Raw genomic sequence first — 22552 nt, 5'->3', positions numbered from 1 at the left:
TTGTCGGTAGGAGGAAGAGCAATGTTAGATGAATCAGAATTGAACCATATTATCGAGATGCTTGAAGCCGGGGAGACGGAACACGCCCTGCACCATCTGGAATCGCTCGAGAAAGAGGGGTCGGATGAAGACCGGTTGGCCATCGCTGACCTTTATCTCGAGCTCGGACTTGCCGATCGGGCGGTGAACGTCTTGTCCGCGCTTTACGTCGATTATGAAGGGAATCCGCACGTCGCACTGTCGCTCGCCGAGGCGTACCTCGATAGCGACCGGGAAGAAGAAGCGATCGCGGTGCTTGAGAAAGTCGACGCGAACGATCGCGAGGCGCACGTCCGGAGCCTCGTGTTATTAGCTGATTTGTATCAATCACAAGGACTTGACGAAGTCGCTGTCAAAAAACTACTTGAGGCGCTCGAAGCGAATCCGGATGAGCCGCTCCTTATTTACGGGCTCGCTGAATTGTACGCGTCGATTGGTTCATTTGAACAAGCCGTCCCGCTCTACGCGCGACTGCCACACCTTTCGTTGCCGGAAGAGATTGACTATCAAGCCGATTATGCCGAGGCGCTCACGATGATTGGGTCGTTCGAGGAGGCGCTCGTGGAATACGAGAAGTCGACAGACCGAAACTTGAACACGGTGTTCGGGCATGCGATGACGGCCCACCGCATCGGGCGTGACGAGGTCGCGGTCAAACAGTTCGAGGAGTTGCGGACGATGGACCCGGACTTCACGTCGCTCTATCTTCCCTATACGGAAGCGCTCGAGGCGCTCGGGCGAATCGATGAGGCGCTCGAGATGATTAGCCACGGGATTGAACGAGACGATTATAACGACGAGTTGCGGACAGTGAAGGCAAAACTGTTCTTGCGTCAAGGTGCGACCGACGAAGCGGTAAACGAGCTGCGTGAAGCGCTCGCCTTGAACCCCGAATCGCTTGAGGCGACTGAATTGCTCTTGTCCGTCTTGTTTGAAGCTGGGGACATGGATGCCGTCATCGAGACGATCGACGCCCTCGAAGACCACTCGACATCACCGCTCATGACGTGGTACAAGGCAAAAGCCGCCTATGAACTTGAGGCGTACGAAGACGCCGTCGTTTTATATGAATCGATTGAAGACGTTTATAAAGAGGACGTGTCTTTTGCGACCGAATGGGCTACACTGTTAGTAGAAGAAGGACAGCGCGATAAGGCGAAGCGTACGCTAGAGCAAACGCTTGCGCTTACTGCAGACGTGGACGACCGACAAATGCTTGAAGAACGGCTCGACTCGTTGGCGGACCGCGATTAATCGATAAAAAAGGAGATGGGGTCACATGGTGGAGCGGAAAAAGAACTTTTTAAAGCGATTCCTCGCTCATCATACGCTGCGTAAGCGAGAGGCCAAATGGATTATCGATTACTGGCTTAGGCATCCGGAGAAACTCGGCAACGTCCATTTTGTGACGAACGCGTCCGTCGCCCCGCGAAGCCTCGTGATGACAGCGTACGGCTTTGACGGGGAACCGTTTCGATACCGTCGTGGGGACCTTGTCACGGTCAATCCGGAAAAGGCGTATCACGACATTCGCCTTCATGACGGGGCGATTTATGTCGAACTCAATTTTCAAGGCATGATGATTGACGAGAATTGGATTGATATCGTCGAACCAAATCCGTTCGAACCCGTTGCCGAAGTGAAAGATGAAGTGACGACGTCGGCGCAGACCGTCATCCGCGCCTCGGTCGCCCAGTTCGAGGAAGAACGATTGCTCGTCGAAATTGACGAGGCGCTCGACCGTCGCGATGAAAAGTTGTTCCGCAATTTGACGAGTAAACTCCATCAAGTTCGAGCCTCAAAATTATTTTAGAAAAAACAAGCGCTTCCGTTATGGGTGGCGCTTGTTTTTTGGTATATTAATGACGTAGGAATACACAATAATTTCACATTTCGTTCATAACTTTGAACAAGCAATGAACGGAGGTGCGATACAATAGACATGATGAATCATGTCTAGAGAGGAGGGGTAAGATGAGGTTCGATAGTATTGATGCGCGGAAGTCGCTCACGGAACGACAATACGTCGATACGCTCGTCATCCCACTCGTCGAACTCGCGTTTGACGAGGAGATGGTCCGTAAAGCTGAAGGGAACGAGGTCATCCAAGCGGTGGCGCTCGAGACAGAACGACAGCTGTCCGGACGAACGATGCTCTGTCCGACGCTTAGTTACGTCGAGGTAGAAGCCGGTGCTACGCTCGCGGAAACCGTCCTTGAGAAAGCGACGGTGTCGGGCTTCTCTCACGTATTGTTCATCTCTTCAGACGTCCGCTTCAAAGCGTTTGATTTACCGATCATTTTCGTCCCGCCGTTAGCGTTGAAAGGGATGTCAGGCGAGCAGTCGCACACGATGGTTCAAAATTTTGCGACGCAAGTCATCACAGAGCTTTCTACCCGTTGGATGGCGACATGAAGCGGTTGACGTAGAGGTTTTATTGATATACTATTTTGTTGAGTGAGAAATTTTTGTGAAGAATGCATAAAGAATTATGGGGTTATGCACACGAATGAGGGGGGAACGAAATGGCTCAAAAAGGGTCAAAAGTCACGCGCCGTCAGTTCTTAACGTACACACTGACTGGAGTAGGTGGCTTTATGGCGGCAACATTGATCAGTCCGATGGTCAACTTTGCAATCGATCCGGTACTTAAAAGATCGGATGCGGGTGACAAAGTTCGAGTGATGAGTCTCGATGACATCACGACTGAGCCGCAACGTGTCGACTTTAAAAAACAAACGCAAGATGCGTGGTATGAGTTTGAAGAGACGCTTTCAGCGTGGGTCTTCAAAGACGAGAGCGGAGAGATTATCGCCCTGTCTCCGATTTGTACACACTTAGGCTGTCAAGTAGGATACGGTGGTGATCCGACGCGTCCGACAGAATTTTTCTGCCCGTGTCACTTCGGACGCTATACGAAGGACGGAACGAACATTCCAGGTACGCCTCCGACTGCACCGCTTGCCCGTTATGAAAAAGAAGAAAAAGACGGCTTCCTATACTTGGGCAGTCCGGTCACACAGTTGTGAGAGGGGGAATAGTCGATGTTACAAAAAATTTATGATTGGGTCGATGAACGCGTCGACATCACGCCATTATGGCGCGACATCGCTGACCATGAAGTACCAGAACACGTCAACCCTGCCCATCACTTTTCAGCATTTGTCTATTGCTTCGGCGGTTTGACGTTCTTTACAATCGTGATTCAAATCTTGTCAGGGATGTTCTTGACGATGTATTACGTACCTGACATCATCAACGCGCACGCGTCCGTTTATTACTTACAAAATGAAATCGCACACGGTCAAATCGTCCGTGGGATGCACCACTGGGGCGCATCGGTGGCGATTGTCATGCTATTCTTGCATACGCTCCGCGTATTCTTTACTGGTTCTTATAAAAAGCCGCGCGAACTCAACTGGGTCGTCGGCGTCTTGCTCTTCTTCGTCGTCTTGGCGCTCGGTCTTACAGGCTACTTGTTGCCATGGGACATGAAAGCATTGTTCGCGACGAAAGTTACACTTCAAATTGCTGAGAGTGTCCCGGTCATCGGTGGCATCGCCAAAACGCTTCTCGCCGGTGGTGAGATTGTCGGCGCCCGGACGCTCACGAACTTCTTCGCCATTCACGTCTTCTTCTTACCGGCGGCCTTGTTCGGACTCCTCGGAGCTCACTTCTTGATGATTCGTAAACAAGGGATTTCAGGACCGCTATAAGCCGATTCGAAGATATAAAGGGGGAGAAACGATATGCATCGCGGTAAAGGGATGAAATTTGTAACCGACTCTCGGGTAGGAATCTCGAATCGGAAACAAAACATTGCGAAAGACTATTCAGAATACCCAGGACGCACGGAAGCGTTCTGGCCAAACTTCTTGCTCAAAGAGTGGATGGTTGGTTCGGTCTTCTTGATCGGATTCATCGCCTTGACGATCGTCGAGGCACCACCGCTTCAAAACATCGCCGATCCAACGAACACGTCATACATTCCGCTTCCGGACTGGTATTTCTTGTTCTTGTATCAATTGCTGAAGTACCAATTCGCAGCAGGCGATTGGATTTTACTCGGTACGGTGATCATGCCAGGTGTGGCATTTACCGCACTTTTAATTGCTCCATGGCTTGACCAAGGGCTCGAACGTCGACCGGCTAGACGCCCGGTCGCGATCAGCTTCATGTTGCTCGGTATCCTCTCGATTGTCTACTTAACGTGGGAGTCGGTACAAACGACACACTGGGACCAAGTTCATGAGCAAGGGATCCTCGTCGTACCGGGTGAAGGCCCGGAGATTGACACGGCTGCACCGGGCTATGAGATTTATTCGGCCCAGTCATGTGTGAACTGTCACGGTCAAAACCTTGAAGGCGGCGCTGCCGCACCGGCACTTGTCGGGACAGCCTACACAGCTGAAGAAATCGCAGACATCGCTGTCAACGGGATTGGAACGATGCCAGCCGGCCAATGGGACGGTTCGGATGAAGACCTCCAAGCCATGTCTGAATTCATCGCTTCATACGGTGAAGGCGGCGAAAATAACGAGTAATCGATGGAGTGCGGTCCTTATGGGCCGCACTTTTTTTACTTTTCCCCGTCTCTCGGGATACAATAATTAAAAAAGGACGGTTTAAACATGTTACATAACGTTTGGTATCCTTTCTTAAAACATAAAGCAGTGCTCGGCGTCTTGTTCGTCATCAACTTACTGGGCACCCTTTACGGCTACGTCTGGTACGAGCCGCAACTGCGCGAGACACCGCTCATCTACTGGCCGTTCGTGCCGGATAGCCCGACCGCCTCGCTCTTTTTTACAATCGTGCTTGGCTTATGGTTCTTCGGGAAGAAATCGCCGCTCCTCGAGACGCTCGCCTTCATCACCCTCGTCAAGTATGGCGTCTGGGCCGTCATCATGAACGTCTTATTTTTGCGGACGCTCGGGAGCGACGCCGACACGTTCACCGTCCTGATGGCCGTCATGCTCATGGTGTCGCACGGCGCGATGGCCGTCCAGGCTCTTTTATATGCCCCGTTCATGACGTGGACGATTCAATCGTTCGTGTTGACGCTCGTCTGGGTCGTCCACAATGACGTGGTCGATTACGTGCTCGGGCAATGGCCGCGGTATCCGGCTCTCGCCGAACAAATCATGTGGATCGGCTACGGCTCTTTCTGGCTGACGGGAATATGTTTTTTTGTGGGATACGTGCTTGTGCTGCGCAGTTCGCTTGATAATAAGGTCATAAGAATGTAAAATTGACTTATCAAATACACACAGAGGTGAGATCGAACATGTCATTAGGTGGTTACATTTTCTATCTCGCACTGATTATGCTCATTCCGTTATGGGCGCAGATGCGAGTGAAAAACACGTATAAGAAATTTCTTCAGCAACGCCTTCAAAGCGGTGTCACCGGCGCACAAGTTGCAGACTTCATCATGAAACAAAACGGTGTGCACAATGTTCGGATTGAAATGGTAGACGGGTTGATGAGTGACCATTATGACCCGGTCAATAAAGTCGTCCGCTTGTCACGTGAAGTGTATCAGGGCTCGACGATCTCGTCGGCAGCGATTGCGGCGCATGAGATTGGCCACGTCATTCAAGATGCGACCGATTATAAGATGATGCATGTCCGCCATCGTCTCGTGCCGGTCGTCAACATCACGTCGAACTTGTCGTTCCCACTCCTCATCGGCGGTTTCCTATTAGGTGCCTTAGGACTCGCTCAGCTCGGTGTCATCATGATGCTCGGTGCGGTCGTGTTCCAACTGGTGACCCTCCCGGTCGAGTTTGACGCCTCGAAACGGGCGATGGCCGAATTGACGAGTCACGGCATCGTGACGGCGAACGAAGAGTCAGGGGCGCGTAAAGTGCTCAACGCCGCAGCTTGGACATATGTCGCGGCGACGCTCGTCGCGGTAGCGGAACTGATCCGTTTGGCGCTCATCGTCTTCATGCCACGAAACGAATAGAAACAACGGTCCCGTCCACGTGACGGGACTTTTTCGTTCGATGATGGAAGCGAGAGAACGATAAGTAAACATGGACAAACAACGCCCCGTTCATCCGAACAGGGCGTTGTTTTGTCGTGACTTATTTCAGTGGAACACGATTCTCATCGAACGTGAATCCTTCCCCACCGACCTCATACACGTGATGGAACGTGACGAAAGCGTGTGGGTCGATCTGTTTGACGATCGTCTTTAAACGGTTGACTTCATTTCGCCCGACGACGACGTAGAGCACTTCGAGCTCTTTGTTTGAGTAACCGCCTTTGGCGATGAGACGCGTCGTCCCGCGATTCATCGTCGCATGAATGCCGTCGGCGATGGCCGTCCGGTGGTCACTAATAATCATCGCGGCCTTACCGGCATACGTCCCTTCTTGCATTGAATCGATGACGCGGGCCCCGACATACACGGCAAGAAGCGTATACATCGCCTCACGGATGTCGAGATACGTCAAACTGAGAACGATGACGAAGAAGTCGAAGACGAGGAACGTCTTCCCGATCGACCATCCGACATACCGCTGGACGAGCCGGGCGATAATGTCGACACCCCCGGTCGTCCCGCCGTTGTTGAAGATGATGCCGAGACCGACCCCGATAAAGAGACCGGCGAACAGGCTCGCAAGCACCATGTCATCCGTCAAATCGATGACGAGGTTCGAGTATTTGGCGATGAGCGCGTACCAGAGCGAGAAACTGAACGTCCCAATGAGCGTATAGATGAACGTCGTTCGCCCGAGAAGCTTATAACTGACGAAAAAGAGCGGAATGTTGAGCGCCAAGTTCGTAATCGAAGGCGACCAGTCGAACAAACCACGAAGAATCAACGTGATTCCCGTAAAGCCACCTTCGGCCAAGTTGTTTTGCACGTTAAAGTGATATACCCCGAACGCAAAAATAAATGAACCAATCAAGATAAAGATAATATTGCGAAAACGAATCGGTAACTGGACCGTCATTTCGTTCACCTCCCATCTAGTAGCGTACTCGAAAAACCTCTCGATTGACTACCCTCTACATATGACATTCCTGAGTCAGTCCGATATACTTTTCACAGAAGAGGTGATTGATTATGAAAATAGTAGCAATTGGAGCCCATCCGGACGATATCGAAATTGGCATCGCCGGGATGACGGCCCAATGGACACACGAGGGCATCGAGGTCGTCTACGTCGACTTGACCCGTGCCGAGTTGTCTTCGAACGGAGACGTCGACACACGTGCCGTTGAGGCGGGACGTGCCGACGACGTGCTCGGGGTTCGCCGGCTAAACCTCGGCTTCCCAGACCGTGGGTTGACGGGAGACGAGACACAAATCGAGACGCTCGTCCGCTTGATTCGGACCGAGCGTCCGACGCATATATTCTATCCGTACGGCGTCGACCGCCATCCTGATCATCGGGCCTGTGCCCGGCTCGTCGAGGAGGCGCTCTTTAACGCCGGGATTCGTAAATACTTACCGGACGTACCGGCGTATCGACCGGACAGCGTCTATCAATATATGATTAATGCGCTCGAGACGCCTGACGTCTGCATCGACATCAGTAAGACGATGGAGACGAAGCTGCGGGCCTTGTCTGCGTATGAGAGCCAGTTCATGCCCGTCGACGGCGTCAGCACGCCGCTGACGGACGCGTACATCGAGCGCGTGCGGGCTCGGGAGCGTCACTTCGGCAGTTTGATCGGGACGACGTACGCCGAAGGCCTGATGACCGTCAAGCCTTACGCCGTCATGAAGGCGGGTGGACTCGCATGAAGCTCCGGATTGGTGTTCTCTGTTATCCATCGGTCGGCGGGTCGGGCATTCTTGCGACCGAGCTCGGCATGAAGCTTGCGGACCGTGGGCATGACGTTCACTTTATTACATCGAGCATTCCGTTCCGCTTGAATGCGTATCATCCGAACATCACGTTCCATCAGGTCGAAATCAATCAGTACTCGGTGTTCCGTTATCCGCCGTACGACATCACGCTCGCATCGAAAATCGCAAGCGTCATCCAGGCGTTCGGCCTCGACGTCATCCATGCCCATTACGCCGTGCCACATGCCGTCTGTGCCGCGCTCGGTCGCGAGATGGCCGGCACGAACATCCCGATCGTCTCGACGTTACACGGGACCGATATTACCGTGCTCGGGGAAGATGAGGAGCTAAAGCCAGCCATCTTGTATGGACTCCGGCAATCGGACGCCATCACGGCCGTATCGGCGAGCTTGCGACAAGAGACGCTCGACCGAATCGGAAGCGATTTGTCGATCGATGTCATCCACAACTTCATCGACGAATCGGTGTACCGTCCGCTCGACGATTTGTCGCTTCGGGAGCGCTACGGCTTGAAGGAGTCGGATCGCGTCGTCATCCACGTCTCGAATTTCCGCCAAGTGAAACGAATCGATCTCGTCCTCGAAGCGTTCGAACGAATGAACGTGCCGAACAAAAAACTGCTCCTCGTCGGGGACGGACCGCTCATGGGTGCGATGCGGCGCCAAGTGAGTGAGTTGGCGCTTGAGCAAGACGTCATCTTCGCCGGAAAACAAGAACAAGTCGCGGAACTGTTGTCAATCAGTGACGTGCACGTCCTGCTCTCAGACAAAGAAGCGTTCGGACTCGTCGCGCTCGAAGCGATGGCGACAGGGATTCCATCGGTCGTCTCGGATGCCGGCGGCTTGCCGGAAGTGATCACAGACGGGGAAGAAGGCTTCGTCGTCGCTCGCGGTGACGTCGAAGCGGCGACAAAAGCGCTCGAGCACATCTTACTCGACAAAACGTTACAGACGAAGCTACGCGAGAACGGGTTGAAGCGGGCCCGGCAGTTCGCATCAACGGACATCGTCTCGGCTTACGAGTCCCTTTATGAACGGGTGGTGCGCGCATGACAGAGTGGGAGTACGCAAAACAAATTATCGAGACGATTAACCGTCGTGGCGGGGAGGCGTATATCGTCGGCGGTGCCGTCCGAGACTATATGCTCGGGCACTTGCCAGACGACATCGACATCGCGACGTCGCTCTTTCCGGACGAGGTACTCGCCTTGTTCCCGAAGGCGGTACCGACCGGGATTGACCACGGTACGGTGACGGTCATCTTAGACCATCACCCGTTTGAAGTGACGACGTTCCGTTCAGAAGGCACGTATTCAGACTCACGCCGACCTGACCACGTCGCCCTTGGTGTCTCACTCGAAGAAGATTTACTTCGACGCGATTTCACGATGAACGCGATGGCGTTTCACGACGGCAACGTCGTCGACTTGTTCGGCGGGCGGCTCGACCTCGAGGCGAAAATCATCCGCACCGTCGGGAGTCCGTACGAGCGGTTCGACGAGGACGCGCTCCGCATCATGCGGGCGTTCCGGTTCATGGCCCAGCTCGACTTCACACTTGACGAGGAGCTCGTTCGAGCCGCCGAGGCGCTCGGTCATAAACTTCGCCACATCGCCATGGAGCGCATCGCCATCGAGTTCGAGAAGCTGATGGCGGGTCCGGCCTATAGACGTGCGCTCCAGTCACTCCTGAGTACTGGAATCCACGATTACTTGCCGGACGTCGACCGCGGCTTACTGCAACAGGTCATCGACGACGACCGGAAACCGGTCAACGCGCTCGGCGGCTGGGCGCTCTTCCTTCACCATGTCGGTGACGCGAACTGGCTCATCGCCTGGAAACGCTCGAACGCGACGAAACGGGAGGCGGCTCGTTTGGCCAATCTGCTTAGGACCGGTCTCGACACGTTTGCCGTCTACGACACGCCTGTCGCGACGCTCGACACATACTTACAGATGGTAGGACGGACCGAGCAAGCGAGCGATTTGAAACGACAACTTCCGATTCAGCACCGGAGCGAACTTCGCTTTAATGGGCGTGACGCCCTCGACATCGGAGCGAGCGGGGCGACGATCAAACACTTACTGGCCTACTTGGAGCGGGCGGTGCTTCATGGGGAGCTGCCGAACGAAGCGACGAAATTACGGAAGGAGGCGTGTGCATGGCTTCGACACGAGGTAGAGTCTTAAGCCTCTTACAAGACGGGGCGGTCTGGAGCGGGCAAGAATTGGCCCGGCAATTAAATATTTCACGTACCACTATTTGGAAGCATATCGAAACGTTAAAACAAGACGGTTACGCCATCGAGACGATTCCACGAAAAGGGTATCAATTACTTGAACAAAATGACCGTTTTGACGAGACGGCGTTCGTGTCCGTTCGACGGGGACGCTTCGGGCAACACGTTCATGCCTACGACCAAGTCGACACGACGCAACGGATCGCACATGAACTTGCTCAACGCGGAGCGATGGAAGGAACGATTGTCATCAGTGAAGAACAGACGGCCGGCCGGGGGCAACTCGGTCGCAACTGGTACAATCCGAGCCGAGTCAACATCGCAGCGAGTATCATCTTGCGCCCGGAATTACCGATTCGTGACGCGTCGAAGTTGACCCTCATGGCAGCGAGCGCGTTCGCGCGTTCACTCCAACGGGAAGGCATCGACGCGACGATCAAGTGGCCCAACGACCTGCTGTTGAACGGGAAAAAAATCGGAGGCATCCTGACCGAAATGCAGACGGAGGGCGACCGGATTCAAGCCGTCATCCTCGGCTTCGGCTTCAACGTCAACGGTGACACGATTCCAGAGGAACTGCTTCATCGGGCAACGTCACTGAAGCGAGAGACAGGCGTCATCCATCGTCGGAGCGAATTGCTCGCTCGTTTGTTAGAAGATCTCGAGTCCGAGTACGAGCTGTTTCTTGAGACGGGATTTCGTCCAATCCAGGAACATTGGCTCCAAAACGCCGCCTATCTCAACGAGACCATCTCTTTAAAGACGGCTGGAAAGACGAAGACTGGCGTCATGCGTGGCATCTCACCAGAAGGCGCGCTACTACTTGAGACGGAAGCCGGAGTCGAACCGATTTACTCAGCGGAAATCGCAGTTTGGAATGATTGAATGAAAGCGGTGCGTGGTCTATAATGAATGTGCCGGACGCTATCGCTCGCGAAGTGTACCGGACTGCAGACCGTCACTCACATTTTATTGTCTGCCTTGATCATTTTGACAGGGACAGAAGGACACTCAATCATTGAGTTTGCTTTCGTGCGCCTTCTTGTCGATAAGAAGGCGCTTTTACTTTCCTGTCTCCCATTTAGGAGGAGAACTTATGCACACGATGACATCACTACTCAAAAAGATGAAACAAGAAGAGAAATTGGTCATGTTGACCGCCTACGACTATCCGTCGGCAAAACTCGCCGAGGCCGCTGGTGTCGACATCATCTTGGTCGGGGATTCACTCGGGATGGTCGTGCTCGGCTATGACTCGACGATTCCGGTAACGACGGCAGACATGATTCATCACGCCAAGGCGGTACGCCGCGGGGCACGTGACACGTTCGTCGTTGTCGATATGCCGTTTGCGACTTATCACGGGGATTTTGACCGGACGCTCCAAGCGGCCGCATCCTTGTTCCAAGACGGCCAAGCCGACGCTGTCAAACTCGAAGGAGCGGGCGAAGTACTCGAGACGATCGAACGGCTGACGAAAGTCGGCATGCCGTGTGTTGCCCATCTCGGCTTGACGCCGCAATCCGTCGGCGTGCTCGAAGGCTATAAAGTACAGGGTAAGTCACTCGAAGATGCCGAGCAATTGATTGCCGATAGTCTCGAGGCTGAGCGCGTCGGTGCGAAGATGCTCGTGTTGGAATGTGTGCCGCACCAGCTCGCGAAGAAGATTGCGGAAGCACTTACAATCCCGGTCATCGGAATCGGTGCCGGTGCCGATGTGGACGGGCAAGTGCTCGTATATCACGACATCTTGAAATACGGAGTCGACCGGCTGCCGAAGTTCGTCGAAGCGTATGCGGATGTAAACGAAGTGGCGACGACGGCAATCCGTCATTACGTCGAGTCAACGAAGGACGGGTCGTTCCCGCTCGAGCGCCATACGTTCACGATGGATGAGACGCTCCTTGATTCGCTCTATGGGGGCAAAGCATGAAGATTGTCACGACCCCGAACGCGTTACAAACATTGTTGACAGATGTCGGTACAATCGGTTTTGTCCCAACGATGGGTTATTTACATGAAGGGCACCTTAGTCTCGTCGAGGCGGCCAAAGCCGAGAACGATTTCGTCGTCATGAGCATCTTCGTCAACCCGACCCAGTTCGGACCAAACGAAGACCTTGACCGTTACCCGCGTGACTTTAAGCGGGACGAAGCGCTTGCCCGTGAGGCGGGTGTCGACGTCTTGTTCTACCCGAACACGGAGACGATGTATCCGCTCGACATGGCACGTGTGACGGTACGGACGGGTGCGGATGTGTTATGCGGCGCGAGTCGTCCCGGTCATTTCGATGGCGTCTTGACCGTTGTGTCGAAACTGTTTAATCTCGTCCGTCCAACGCGCGCTTATTTCGGATTGAAAGATGCGCAACAAGTCGCCTTGATTGAAGGTTACGTCCGGGACTATTTCGTCCCGGTCGAGATTCGACGCTGTCCAATTATTCGTGAACCGTCCGGCCTAGCGAAATCGTCTCGTAACGTCTATCTCTCAGACGCCGAGAAGTCAGATGCGAGCGAAATCAACCGCGCCTTGACCGACGCGCGCGAGGCGCTTGCAAACGGGCAGACGATTCAACTAGTGAAAGCACGCCTTGAAGACCGATTGCGCACGATTCCGAACAGCGCGATCGACTACGTCGAAGTGAAAGACTATCCGACGTTGACCGAGGCGACCTCGGCATCGGCCGAACTATTGATTGCTGTGGCGGTGCAGTTCGAACGGGCCCGCCTGATTGATAACGTGATTTGGAAGAGAGGATGAATCGAATGATTCGAACATTTATGCACGCGAAATTGCACAAAGCGACCGTTACGGAGGCGAACTTGCATTACGTCGGCTCCATCACTATCGATGAGGATTTGATGGATGCGGTCGGCATCATGGAAAATGAACACGTCCACATCACGAACAACCATAATGGCGCCCGCATCGAGACGTACGTCATCAAAGGTGAACGGGGCTCGGGTGTCATTTGTTTGAACGGTGCCGCTGCCCGCCATTTCCAAGTCGGTGACGTCGTCATCATCATGGCGTACGGTCAAATGACAGCGGAAGAAGCGAAAACGCATCGTCCAAAAGTAGCCGTCTTGAATGAGCGCAACGAGGTTGACCAGCTACTCTATGAAGAGATTGCACATACAGTATTGTGAGGCAAACGGGGGTGTCTAGTAGAGGCGTCCCCGTTTTTTCGTCTTTCGTTCTATGGTAAGATGAGACAGATAGCAAGCACGCGCGTGCCGAAGATGGGATGGATGTTATGGACACTTATGTGATAGTGGATTTAGAGACGACCGGTCATTCCGTCAAATCGGGCGACGAACTGATTGAGTTCGCGGCGGTAGTCGTACAAGGGAGTGAAGTGATTGAGCGCTACAGTACCTTGATTCGACCGAGTCGTCCAATCCCACCCTTTATCACGCAGTTGACGACGATCACCGATGATGATGTGGCGGATGCCCCGACATTTGAAGAAGTGATCCCTGAAATATGGAAGCGTTTGGACGGTCGTATTTTTGTCGCCCACAACGTGACCTTTGATTTGAATTTTTTGAATGAATGCATGGAACAAGCCGGGTATATGCGCTTTGAAGGACGCGCCATCGACACGGTCGAGCTGGCTCGCATCCTGTACCCGACGTTAGAGAGCCACGCCCTCGAGGCGCTCGCCGAGACGTTCGATCTTGTCCACACAGATGCGCACCGTGCACTCAGTGACGCCGAGGCGACGGCGGAGCTATTCATTCGCCAAGTGGAGCGGCTCCGTGCATTGCCGGTCGTGACACTCAAACAACTCCGTCGCCTGTCGGAATCGTGGACGAGCAACGTCGAACCGCTATTAGACGATCTGATTGTCGAGGTCGGCATCCGACCGGAGGATGAGACGAATTATGACATTCATCGGAAAATCGCGCTTCGCCGTCTGATCGATTCGCACGTCGAAGCCGTCGAGCGTGAACCGTTCGAGCCGTTTTTACATCGAACGATTGAAGAGACGCTTCCGGCGTTGTTCCATCAGTTCGAGCCGCGACAAAGCCAGTTCGAGATGATGCGCCACGTTTATAAAGCACTTGACGACGAGGCGACGCTGTTGGTCGAGGCAGGAACCGGTACAGGTAAAACGCTCGCCTATTTGATTCCGAGCGCGCACCACGCGCTCGAGACGAAACGTCCCGTCGTCGTCAGTACACATACGATTCAATTGCAAGAACAACTACTCACGCGGGACTTGCCGATTTTACAGGCGATTTTCCCAGAAGTGGCGTTCACGCTGTTGAAAGGTCGCCGCAATTACATCGATTTACGGAAATTCGAGGCAATCCTTGAAGAGAAGACGGATGGACTTCTCACGGGCATGTGCAAGGCGATGGTGCTTGTTTGGTTGACGGAAACGGAAACAGGGGATTTGGAAGAGTTGTCTCTTCCTGGAGCGGCCACGCAAGGGCCCGCCTCCTTTAAGCGCCTCATTCAAGCGGACGCTGCCTCGGAATTTGGCCGCTTCGATCCATGGTATAGCCGTGACTTCTTCACGCGTGCCGTCTTGCGTTCGAAAGAAGCGGACATCATCGTGACAAACCATGCGCTCTTATTTTCTGACTTGCAACACCAGGCTGGAATTTTACCGACCGATACGCCGCTCGTCCTCGATGAGGCGCATCAAGTAGAAGAAGTCGCATCGCACCACTTTGGGGTGACGTTCGATGCGCTTCAATTCGACCGCGTCTTCAAATGGTTCGGATACGGGGCGGACGCGAAGTTCCATTCCCGCCTGTTGCAACTCGCCGATTTGACGTCGGTGTCTGAAGAGACGGAGGCGTTCAGCCGCGACACGGACGTCGCACTCGCGGGCGTCGAGGCAGAACTCGATGATTTATTGACGGCGCTCCATTCACTTGGCAAGAAGAAAGAGCAGCGCCAAACGGTACGCTTCGAACGGGAAGGAATCGTGTTCCAGCCGATTCGCGAGGTCGCGAAACGACTTGAATCAAAACTGCGGACGCTACGGATGTCGTTGCGGCAAATGCACCGTCTCCTCGACGAACACAAAGAACATATGACGTTCAAGCAACGGGCCGTCATCGCCGATTTTAAGGCATTCATCGGGGATGTGCGCGAACTTGAGAGCGTCGTGTTCGAGACGATGCTCGCCCGGGATGATGATTCAGTCAGTTGGGTCGAGCTGAACCTAGCGAACCGAAAACTGACTTCGGTTTACACGCAACCGGTCGAGATTGGACCGCTGCTCCATGAGCGCCTGTTCAACAAACGTCCGACGATTTTGACGTCGGCGACGATGACCGTCTCGGGTCGATTCGGTTTTATCGAGCGTCGACTCGGATTAGACGGCGAAGACGTACGGCGAATCGTCTTGCCTTCACCGTTTGACTTCAAACGACAGGCGAAACTGTTCGTCCCGTCCGACCTCCCGCTCATCAATGAGGTCCCGCTCCCGCAGTTCGTCGAACAGACGGCGGACGCCATCGCGAAAATCGCCAACGTCACGAAAGGGCGCATGCTCGTCTTATTCACCTCTAACGAGCTGTTGCGTCTGACACATGAGGCGGTGAAAGACCAACTCGACGAAGCATACACGCTCCTCGCCCAAGGTGTCAGTGGCGGGTCAAGAAGTCGCTTGACGAAACAGTTCAAGCGCATCGACCAATCGATTTTATTTGGAACAGCGAGCTTTTGGGAGGGCGTTGATATTCCAGGTGAAGCGCTCACGTGTCTCATCATTGTCCGACTCCCGTTCGCACCGCCGGACCAACCGGTCATGCAAGCCCGGGCCGAGAAGATTGAGGCGACCGGAAAGTCCTCATTTTTTGAACTGTCTCTACCGCAAGCCGTCATTCGCTTCAAACAAGGCGTCGGCCGCCTGATTCGTTCAAAAGATGATTACGGTGCGATCTTTGTCTTCGATCGACGTGTCGAGACGACACGTTACGGTAAACAGTTCTTGAACAGTCTGCCTGCCGTCGACCGCATTGAGGGTCCGATTGAGACGGCGCTCGCCGAACTTGAACTTTTTTTGGACGACAAAGCAAACACCAGTCTAGGAAATGACAGATAACGCTAGGCATGAAGAAATTATCGTTTTATAATGATGGGTATAGTGTTTGAAGGAGGATGGACCATGAATTCAAATATCGAGACGCTCGCGACCGTGCGAATCGAGCCGACGGCAGACGTATATAAAATCGTCGACTTGCTAAATCGTACGCTCAAGAGCCAAGACTTAATGTTCGGTTTGGCGTTAGAGAAAAAAGTAAATGATCCGAAGAAAGAAGAGATGGTATTCACCATCTATCGGACGGAATGACACGCAAGTCAAAAGTAGTGGTCGCACTCGTGACGGCACTGATTGGTGTCGTCATCGTCTTTACTGGTATGTATTGGTTCACAATTGGGCACACGGAACGCGCGAAAGAAGCTATGATCGTTGAGGCGAGGGAACGTCTTGACAGTGAACAACCTGGTGAAGTCGTGAATCAAGCGACACTTTATAACGGTACAGAGCCGTACGTCGTCTTCGAGAACGACGATCGCCTCTTATTCGTTCCGGTCGACGAAGACCTACCTATTGTTGTTCGGGACTTAACGAACGTTGATTTGAATCAAATTTGTAACGCGTCTGTCGCGGAGACAGGCGGGACGCTCGTCAGTTGCAAATACGGTTTTGATGAGCGGGCTTTAGTCGAGGTCGTGACGAAAGCGAACGCGTCCTATACGTATTCATATTACACGCTTCAAACAGGCGAATTCATCCGACGGGTCGAATTGACGGACGCGTCGTTATAATCAAAGGGGGATGACGATGGAACATCTATTAGCAAAACGGGTTAAACAATTGACGCCGTCGACAACACTTGCCATCACGGCGAAAGCGAAGGCACTAAAAGCATCAGGACAAGATGTCATCGGTCTTGGAGCGGGAGAGCCAGATTTCAATACGCCCGACCGAATTATCGACGCGGCTTGCCGTGCAGCGCGCGAAGGAGATACAAAATATACACCTTCAGGCGGTACGGTTGAGCTTAAAGATGCGATTATCGACAAGACGAAGCGTGATAGCAATCTCGTCTTTGAACGGAATGAGGTCATGGTCGCGTCAGGGGCGAAGCATGCCTTATATGCGCTGTTCCAAGCGATCCTTGACGAAGGAGACGAAGTCATCATCCCGGTCCCATATTGGGTCAGTTATCCAGAACAAGTGAAACTCGCGGACGGAGAACCCGTATACGTCGAGACGACGGAAGAGACGTCGTTCAAATTGACGCCGGCATCGCTCGAAGCGGCCATTACGGATCGGACGAAAGCCGTCATTTTAAACAGCCCGTCCAACCCGACCGGTATGATTTATACCGAACATGAACTCGCGGAATTGGCGGACGTTGTCAAACGTCACGATTTACTCGTCGTCAGCGATGAGATTTACGAAAAACTCGTCTATGGCGATGACCGTTTCGTCTCGATTGCCACACTTCCAGGTATGCGTGATCGTACGATCATCATCAACGGGGTGTCGAAGTCGCACGCGATGACAGGATGGCGGATCGGCTATGCTGTCGGTGACCGCACGATTATTGAAGCGATGACGAACCTCGCGTCACATTCGACGTCGAACCCGACGTCCATCGCGCAAGCGGCGGCGGTCGAAGCGTATAACGGACCGCAAGATGACGTCGAGATGATGCGGGTTTCGTTCGAGGAACGACTCGACATCGTCTATAACCGATTGATTCAAATCCCAGGAATCACCTGCTTGAAACCGCAAGGCGCATTTTACTTATATGCCAACGCCAAAGAAGCGGCATTGATGAGCGGCTACGACTCAGTCGATGCTTGGTGTGAGGCAGTCCTCGGCGAAGCGTTCGTCGCGCTCGTCCCGGGCTCAGGCTTTGGTCAAGAGGACTACGTACGACTCTCTTATGCGACGGAGTTAAAGCGAGTATTAGAAGCGCTTGATCGAGTAGAGACATTCATTAAAGAGAACGCTCGGTAAGCGAAAGGATGGAAACGACAATGACAACTATTTCAATCAACCAATTTAAAGATTACGAAGGACAAACGGTCCGCGTTGGGGCGTGGATTGCCAACAAACGCTCGAGCGGGAAAATCGCGTTCCTCCAATTGCGTGACGGGAGCGGGTTCGCTCAAGCCGTCGTCGTCAAAGCGGATGTGGCCGAAGATTTGTTCGCACGTGCGAAAGGTGTGACGCAAGAAACGTCGGTCTGGGTAACCGGGAAGGTCAAGTCAGATGGTGGCCGCACACCGCTCGGCTTCGAGCTCGAAGTGACGGACATGGAAGTGATTGCCGAGTCGGTCGACTACCCAATCACGCCGAAAGAGCACGGAACAGAGTTTTTGATGGACAACCGTCACCTCTGGCTCCGCTCACGTCGTCAACATGCGATCATGAAAGTGCGTAACGAATTAATCCGGGCGACCTACGAGTTCTACAACCAAGAAGGATTCGTCAAAATCGATCCGCCAATCATCACGTCAAGCGCTCCGGAAGGGACGACAGAATTGTTCGAGACGGACTACTTCGGTCAACCGGCTTACTTGTCTCAAACAGGACAGCTCTATATGGAAGCCGCGTCGATGGCGCTCGGAAAAGTCTTCTCATTCGGACCGACGTTCCGTGCCGAGAAATCGAAGACACGTCGTCACTTGATTGAGTTTTGGATGATTGAGCCGGAGATGGCATTTTTCGATCATGACATGAGTCTTGAGCTTCAAGAGCGTTACGTGGCCTACCTCGCCAAGTCAGCGCTTGATAACTGCCGTGTCGAGCTCGAACTACTCGGGCGTGACTTGTCGAAACTTGAGAAAGTTCAAGCACCGTTCCCGCGAATCCGTTATAAGGATGCGATTGCCTTCTTGAAGGCTGAAGGATTTGACGACATCGAGTACGGAGACGACTTCGGTGCGCCGCATGAGACGGCCATCGCAAATGCGCATGACAAGCCGGTCTTCATCACCCACTGGCCAAAAGAAATCAAGCCGTTTTACATGAAAGTCGACCCGGAGAACCCGGAGCTCGTCCTCTGTGCCGATTTGATCGCGCCGGAAGGGTATGGCGAGATTATCGGTGGCTCGGAACGTGAAGACGATTACGACCGCTTGAAAGAAGAAATCATTAAAGAAGGACTCGACGAGACAGACGCCTACGACTGGTATCTCGAGCTCCGCAAGTACGGTTCAGTGCCGCACTCAGGATTTGGGCTCGGTCTCGAGCGGACAGTCGCTTGGATTAGCGGCATCGAACATATCCGTGAAGCCATCCCATTCCCACGCCTATTGAACCGCATTCACCCATAATAATCGCCGAATCGGGGATGACGTTTGACGTCTTCCCCGATTGATGTGTTTAGAAAGGATGTGCGCCATGAATGCACATAGTCTAATCAAACTGTTTGAACAGAGCCCGGTCGTCGTGCCACGTAAATTGTTCACGGACGCACGCCGATTGAACCTTAGTCCGGTTGAGTTTTGTCTCATCGTACACTTGCTCGAAATGACCGGGGAAGGGATTGAGATGCCGCTTCCGAGCGAGCTCGGGGAGCGGATGAACGTCGCTGAACATGAGGCGAGAGCCGTTTTGCTCGGCTTGCTGCAAAAAGAATTGATTGCCATTGATGCCTCGGCGGAAGGGGAGCGATACAGTTTGTTGCCATTGTTTGAAGCGCTCGAGGAAGAGGCCGTGACCGCGAAGACACCGCACGCATTGAATGAGAATTTGATTCATACGTTTGAGCGTGAATTCGGGACGATCACCCCGTTTGAAATCGAGCAGATTGTCGGATGGTTGACGGAGGATGGGTTTAGCGAAGAGTTGGTCTTGGCCGCGCTTCGAGAAGCGAAACTTCGCAACGTACGTAACTTCAAGTATATGGACAAAATCTTGCGCGTCTGGCAAGACCATAACGTCCAGTCGCTTGAGGATGTTGTCGAGTATCAACGGAGGAACAAATGATGTTGACCCGGGCCCAACTAAACGAAGTATCAGAAACGATGCGACACATGTTTCCGGATGCACACTGTGAACTGACGCACCGGAATCCGTTCGAGCTTGTCGTCGCCGTCGCGTTATCCGCTCAAGCGACAGACGCGCTCGTCAACAAAGTGACACCAGGGCTTTTTGAGGCGTTCCCGACTGTCGAAGCGATGGCAGCGGCCGACGTTTCAGAAATCGAGTCGCTCATCAAACGGATTGGATTGTATCGGAACAAAGCGAAGAACGTGAAGGCGTTATCGATGCAAATCGTGACACTACACGACGGGATTGTCCCGGACGACCGCGCATCGCTCGAGGCGTTGCCTGGCGTTGGTCGTAAGACGGCGAACGTCGTTTTATCGGTCGCGTTTCATGAGCCGGCGTTTGCGGTCGATACGCACGTCGAACGCGTCTCGAAACGGCTTGGCATCTGTCGTTGGAAAGACAACGTCCGCCAAGTCGAAGACACGCTCATGAAAAAATTCCCACGTGAAGAATGGTCGCAGCTCCATCATCAATTCATTTTCTTTGGACGGTATCACTGTAAGGCGCAACGCCCGGCTTGTGAGACGTGTCCACTCCTGCACATGTGCCGGGAAGGCAAGAAGCGGATGAAGTCGGTAAAAGCGACATAAAAACTGCCTCGTAGCTTGCTACGAGGCAGTTTTTAGTGATTCCACGGATGGTCGCTCCATTCGCGGCGTTTTTTCGTAATCGGGACTTTTTTGAAGCCCCAGTTGCGGAAATCTTGGTCCGGACTTTCTTTACGGATGTAAATCTTGTCCTTGATTGCTTTAAAGATGCGGTTCTCATCCCCATAATGGACGAACCGTGGTTTGACCTCGATCACCCCGCGGCGAACGCGCGAGAGTGGCAGACAGACGAGATCTGCGATTTCGAGACCGGACTGATAAATCGTATTTTGCTTCTCAGAGAAGATGAACCCTTTGATTTTTTGTCGACTTTTTTCGACATCCAGGTGAACCGTTCCAGAGTTAAAAATGTCAAAGAATGCCTTTTGAATGAGCAAATTTTGATAATCGTCACGCGATTCGAGTACGACGCGAGCACTGACCGCCTCGGTCTCTTCTAAAAACGCGTAAAACGACTTCATCAAGTGCGCGAACGCGACGACATAAGGATCTTTCGGTGTCGAGTAAAAGTCTTGTAACTTCTGTTTATCGACTTCGACGCTGACGATTGTACAGTCGATATCACGCAAGAAGTCCGGCAACTTGTTCCAGAAGTCGCGGAGCATGTCGATCGTGATTCCATCCTCTTTCCCATATGGATGCTCGGCCTTCAAAATCTCTTTTAAATGTAACGGGATGTTTTGTGTTTTAAACACGTCCCGTTTGAACGCATGGAGTTTACGTTTCAACTCGCACGGCATTCCGGCCTCGTCGGCGTCAATCGCATACTTGTATTCCATCAGGACGCCTGTCAAATTGAATTGCGTATTCCCTTTTGGTGTCCCCGTCTCGTCGACGAACATCACGTACTTCTTTCCGTTATCCATCGTACCCCTCCAACGCAGCTTTATCTCTTTCATCTCAAGCGCCTCTATTTTTTAAAAGTTTCATCAATCGCGTTTATCGGATTGATGAAAAGGTTAACTAGTAGAAGACTTATTGTAGAAAAGTATTTAGTAGCATGATAACAAGCTTGTGTCAATTTGACTACACAATACACTACATACTAGTTTAACATACAAGAGTTTGGTACGATATGCATTGCGGAAAATCCACGAGACAGTCGAGCGACAGAACTCGACAATCAGACCTTAGACGGAAGGAACGAGTGGGCCAACCTGCTAAAATGAGTTGTAGGGGTGACGACATGTTCCACTATCCGAACGGAAAGAAAGCAACGACGAACAGTCAGGCACCGATTCGATCCGAGCGTCCAACGTATGCGAATCGAGGCATGAACTTAGAGACGTTACTCAATGAGACGAACGAATATTATCGAATCCATGGCAAGGCAGTCATTCATAAAAAACCGACACCGCTTCAAATCGTCAAAGTCGACTATCCGAAACGGAGTGCCGCGAAAGTGACGGAGGCCTATTTCAAACAAGCCTCGACGACCGACTATAACGGGGTCTACCGCGGCAAATATATCGATTTCGAAGCGAAAGAGACGAACAACAAAACTTCGTTTCCGCTCGGTAACTTCCATGACCATCAAATCACACATATGCGTGATTGTATGAAACATGGAGGAATTTGCTTTGTCATCATCCGCTTTAGCCGCTATAATACGCAATATGTGCTGTCAGCAGACCAGCTGTTAGACTGGTGGGCACAGCGTGAGACGGGTCGAAAATCGATTCCGCTCAGTTTTATCGAACAACACGCAATCGAAGTTCCAACCCGGGCGATGCCGGCCGTCGATTATTTGGCGGCACTGGAAGCATGGCTCGATTGAAATAGAAGGAGTGAATC

25 protein-coding genes are annotated in these 22552 nt (G+C 52.8%); 23 read left to right on the top strand and 2 right to left on the bottom strand.

Annotation, left to right across the window (positions count from 1 at the left end; translation table 11 throughout):
• The first annotated feature begins 21 nt into the window (after positions 1–21).
• The 8 genes from KNP92_RS07740 (at position 22) to KNP92_RS07705 (ending at position 6010) form a co-directional block, all read left to right on the top strand.
• On the top strand, positions 22–1293 hold the full coding sequence (locus tag KNP92_RS07740; RefSeq protein WP_214839200.1) for a tetratricopeptide repeat protein: 1272 nt from the start codon (positions 22–24) through the stop codon (positions 1291–1293).
• 25 nt (positions 1294–1318) lie between these two features.
• Positions 1319–1852, top strand: coding sequence for a ReoY family proteolytic degradation factor (locus KNP92_RS07735; RefSeq protein ID WP_034808558.1), 534 nt, complete (start codon positions 1319–1321; stop codon positions 1850–1852).
• A gap of 161 nt (positions 1853–2013) precedes the next feature.
• Entirely contained in the window at positions 2014–2454 is a 441-nt protein-coding gene (locus KNP92_RS07730) for a DUF2487 family protein (protein WP_214839198.1), read from the top strand.
• A gap of 110 nt (positions 2455–2564) precedes the next feature.
• Entirely contained in the window at positions 2565–3068 is a 504-nt protein-coding gene (locus KNP92_RS07725) for a QcrA and Rieske domain-containing protein (protein ID WP_214839196.1), read from the top strand.
• A gap of 15 nt (positions 3069–3083) precedes the next feature.
• On the top strand, positions 3084–3755 hold the full coding sequence (gene qcrB / locus KNP92_RS07720; protein ID WP_021067209.1) for a menaquinol-cytochrome c reductase cytochrome b subunit: 672 nt from the start codon (positions 3084–3086) through the stop codon (positions 3753–3755).
• A gap of 33 nt (positions 3756–3788) precedes the next feature.
• Positions 3789–4583 carry a menaquinol-cytochrome c reductase cytochrome b/c subunit gene (locus tag KNP92_RS07715; RefSeq protein ID WP_214839194.1) on the top strand — a complete coding sequence of 265 codons (795 nt, stop codon included), beginning with the start codon at positions 3789–3791 and terminating at the stop codon, positions 4581–4583.
• Positions 4584–4670: 87 nt separating this feature from the next.
• The gene (locus tag KNP92_RS07710; protein WP_214839192.1) at positions 4671–5288 is read left to right on the top strand and encodes a DUF1405 domain-containing protein; all 618 of its coding nucleotides are present in this window, start codon (positions 4671–4673) and stop codon (positions 5286–5288) included.
• A 38-nt stretch (positions 5289–5326) separates the two neighbouring features.
• A complete protein-coding gene (locus KNP92_RS07705; protein ID WP_214839189.1) occupies positions 5327–6010 on the top strand; it encodes a zinc metallopeptidase in 684 nt (227 codons plus the stop codon).
• Positions 6011–6131: 121 nt separating this feature from the next.
• Here KNP92_RS07705 and KNP92_RS07700 read toward each other — a convergent pair whose 3' ends face one another.
• On the bottom strand, positions 6132–7007 hold the full coding sequence (locus tag KNP92_RS07700; protein WP_214839187.1) for a YitT family protein: 876 nt from the start codon (positions 7005–7007) through the stop codon (positions 6132–6134).
• A 113-nt stretch (positions 7008–7120) separates the two neighbouring features.
• Here KNP92_RS07700 and bshB1 point away from each other — a divergent pair, with 113 nt between their 5' ends.
• The 14 genes from bshB1 to nth all read left to right on the top strand — a co-directional run bounded on the left by bshB1 (position 7121) and on the right by nth (position 20740).
• Positions 7121–7804: a bacillithiol biosynthesis deacetylase BshB1 gene (bshB1, locus tag KNP92_RS07695; protein ID WP_214839185.1), complete on the top strand. Its 684-nt coding sequence runs from the start codon at positions 7121–7123 to the stop codon at positions 7802–7804.
• The gene (gene bshA / locus KNP92_RS07690; RefSeq protein WP_214839183.1) at positions 7801–8922 is read left to right on the top strand and encodes an N-acetyl-alpha-D-glucosaminyl L-malate synthase BshA; all 1122 of its coding nucleotides are present in this window, start codon (positions 7801–7803) and stop codon (positions 8920–8922) included. The genes bshB1 and bshA overlap by 4 nt, the downstream gene beginning before the upstream one ends.
• Positions 8919–10058 carry a CCA tRNA nucleotidyltransferase gene (locus KNP92_RS07685; RefSeq protein ID WP_214839180.1) on the top strand — a complete coding sequence of 380 codons (1140 nt, stop codon included), beginning with the start codon at positions 8919–8921 and terminating at the stop codon, positions 10056–10058. Before bshA ends, KNP92_RS07685 begins: the two co-directional genes overlap by 4 nt.
• On the top strand, positions 10031–10993 hold the full coding sequence (locus tag KNP92_RS07680) for a biotin--[acetyl-CoA-carboxylase] ligase (protein WP_214839178.1): 963 nt from the start codon (positions 10031–10033) through the stop codon (positions 10991–10993). Before KNP92_RS07685 ends, KNP92_RS07680 begins: the two co-directional genes overlap by 28 nt.
• A gap of 211 nt (positions 10994–11204) precedes the next feature.
• Entirely contained in the window at positions 11205–12041 is an 837-nt protein-coding gene (gene panB, locus KNP92_RS07675; protein ID WP_214839176.1) for a 3-methyl-2-oxobutanoate hydroxymethyltransferase, read from the top strand.
• On the top strand, positions 12038–12868 hold the full coding sequence (gene panC, locus KNP92_RS07670; RefSeq protein WP_214839174.1) for a pantoate--beta-alanine ligase: 831 nt from the start codon (positions 12038–12040) through the stop codon (positions 12866–12868). The genes panB and panC overlap by 4 nt, the downstream gene beginning before the upstream one ends.
• Positions 12869–12873: 5 nt before the next feature.
• Positions 12874–13257, top strand: coding sequence for an aspartate 1-decarboxylase (gene panD / locus KNP92_RS07665; protein ID WP_214839172.1), 384 nt, complete (start codon positions 12874–12876; stop codon positions 13255–13257).
• A gap of 107 nt (positions 13258–13364) precedes the next feature.
• Positions 13365–16175: an ATP-dependent DNA helicase DinG gene (gene dinG, locus KNP92_RS07660; RefSeq protein WP_214839170.1), complete on the top strand. Its 2811-nt coding sequence runs from the start codon at positions 13365–13367 to the stop codon at positions 16173–16175.
• A gap of 63 nt (positions 16176–16238) precedes the next feature.
• Positions 16239–16424 (top strand): YpmA family protein, encoded by a 186-nt coding sequence (locus KNP92_RS07655; protein ID WP_016509977.1) that lies wholly within the window; start codon positions 16239–16241, stop codon positions 16422–16424.
• Positions 16421–16903, top strand: coding sequence for a hypothetical protein (locus tag KNP92_RS07650; RefSeq protein ID WP_214839167.1), 483 nt, complete (start codon positions 16421–16423; stop codon positions 16901–16903). Before KNP92_RS07655 ends, KNP92_RS07650 begins: the two co-directional genes overlap by 4 nt.
• Positions 16904–16919: 16 nt before the next feature.
• Complete coding sequence (locus KNP92_RS07645; protein ID WP_214839165.1) at positions 16920–18107, top strand: pyridoxal phosphate-dependent aminotransferase; 1188 nt, start codon at positions 16920–16922, stop codon at positions 18105–18107.
• Between the two features lie 20 nt (positions 18108–18127).
• Entirely contained in the window at positions 18128–19429 is a 1302-nt protein-coding gene (gene asnS / locus KNP92_RS07640) for an asparagine--tRNA ligase (protein WP_376778106.1), read from the top strand.
• Positions 19430–19496: 67 nt separating this feature from the next.
• The gene (locus KNP92_RS07635; RefSeq protein ID WP_214839161.1) at positions 19497–20084 is read left to right on the top strand and encodes a DnaD domain-containing protein; all 588 of its coding nucleotides are present in this window, start codon (positions 19497–19499) and stop codon (positions 20082–20084) included.
• Complete coding sequence (gene nth, locus KNP92_RS07630) at positions 20084–20740, top strand: endonuclease III (RefSeq protein ID WP_214839159.1); 657 nt, start codon at positions 20084–20086, stop codon at positions 20738–20740. Before KNP92_RS07635 ends, nth begins: the two co-directional genes overlap by 1 nt.
• 32 nt (positions 20741–20772) lie before the next feature.
• Here the strand turns inward: nth and KNP92_RS07625 are convergent, their stop codons facing one another.
• Positions 20773–21624 (bottom strand): DUF3800 domain-containing protein, encoded by an 852-nt coding sequence (locus KNP92_RS07625; RefSeq protein WP_251136428.1) that lies wholly within the window; start codon positions 21622–21624, stop codon positions 20773–20775.
• 320 nt (positions 21625–21944) lie between these two features.
• Here KNP92_RS07625 and recU point away from each other — a divergent pair, with 320 nt between their 5' ends.
• Complete coding sequence (gene recU / locus KNP92_RS07620) at positions 21945–22535, top strand: Holliday junction resolvase RecU (protein WP_214839156.1); 591 nt, start codon at positions 21945–21947, stop codon at positions 22533–22535.
• Positions 22536–22552: the final 17 nt, after the last annotated feature.

The sequence above is a fragment of the Exiguobacterium sp. s122 genome, from assembly GCF_018618475.1.
Lineage (GTDB): Bacteria > Bacillota > Bacilli > Exiguobacteriales > Exiguobacteriaceae > Exiguobacterium > Exiguobacterium himgiriensis.
Note: the sequence above shows the minus strand (reverse complement) of the source record. Positions and strands in the feature narration are given on the sequence as shown.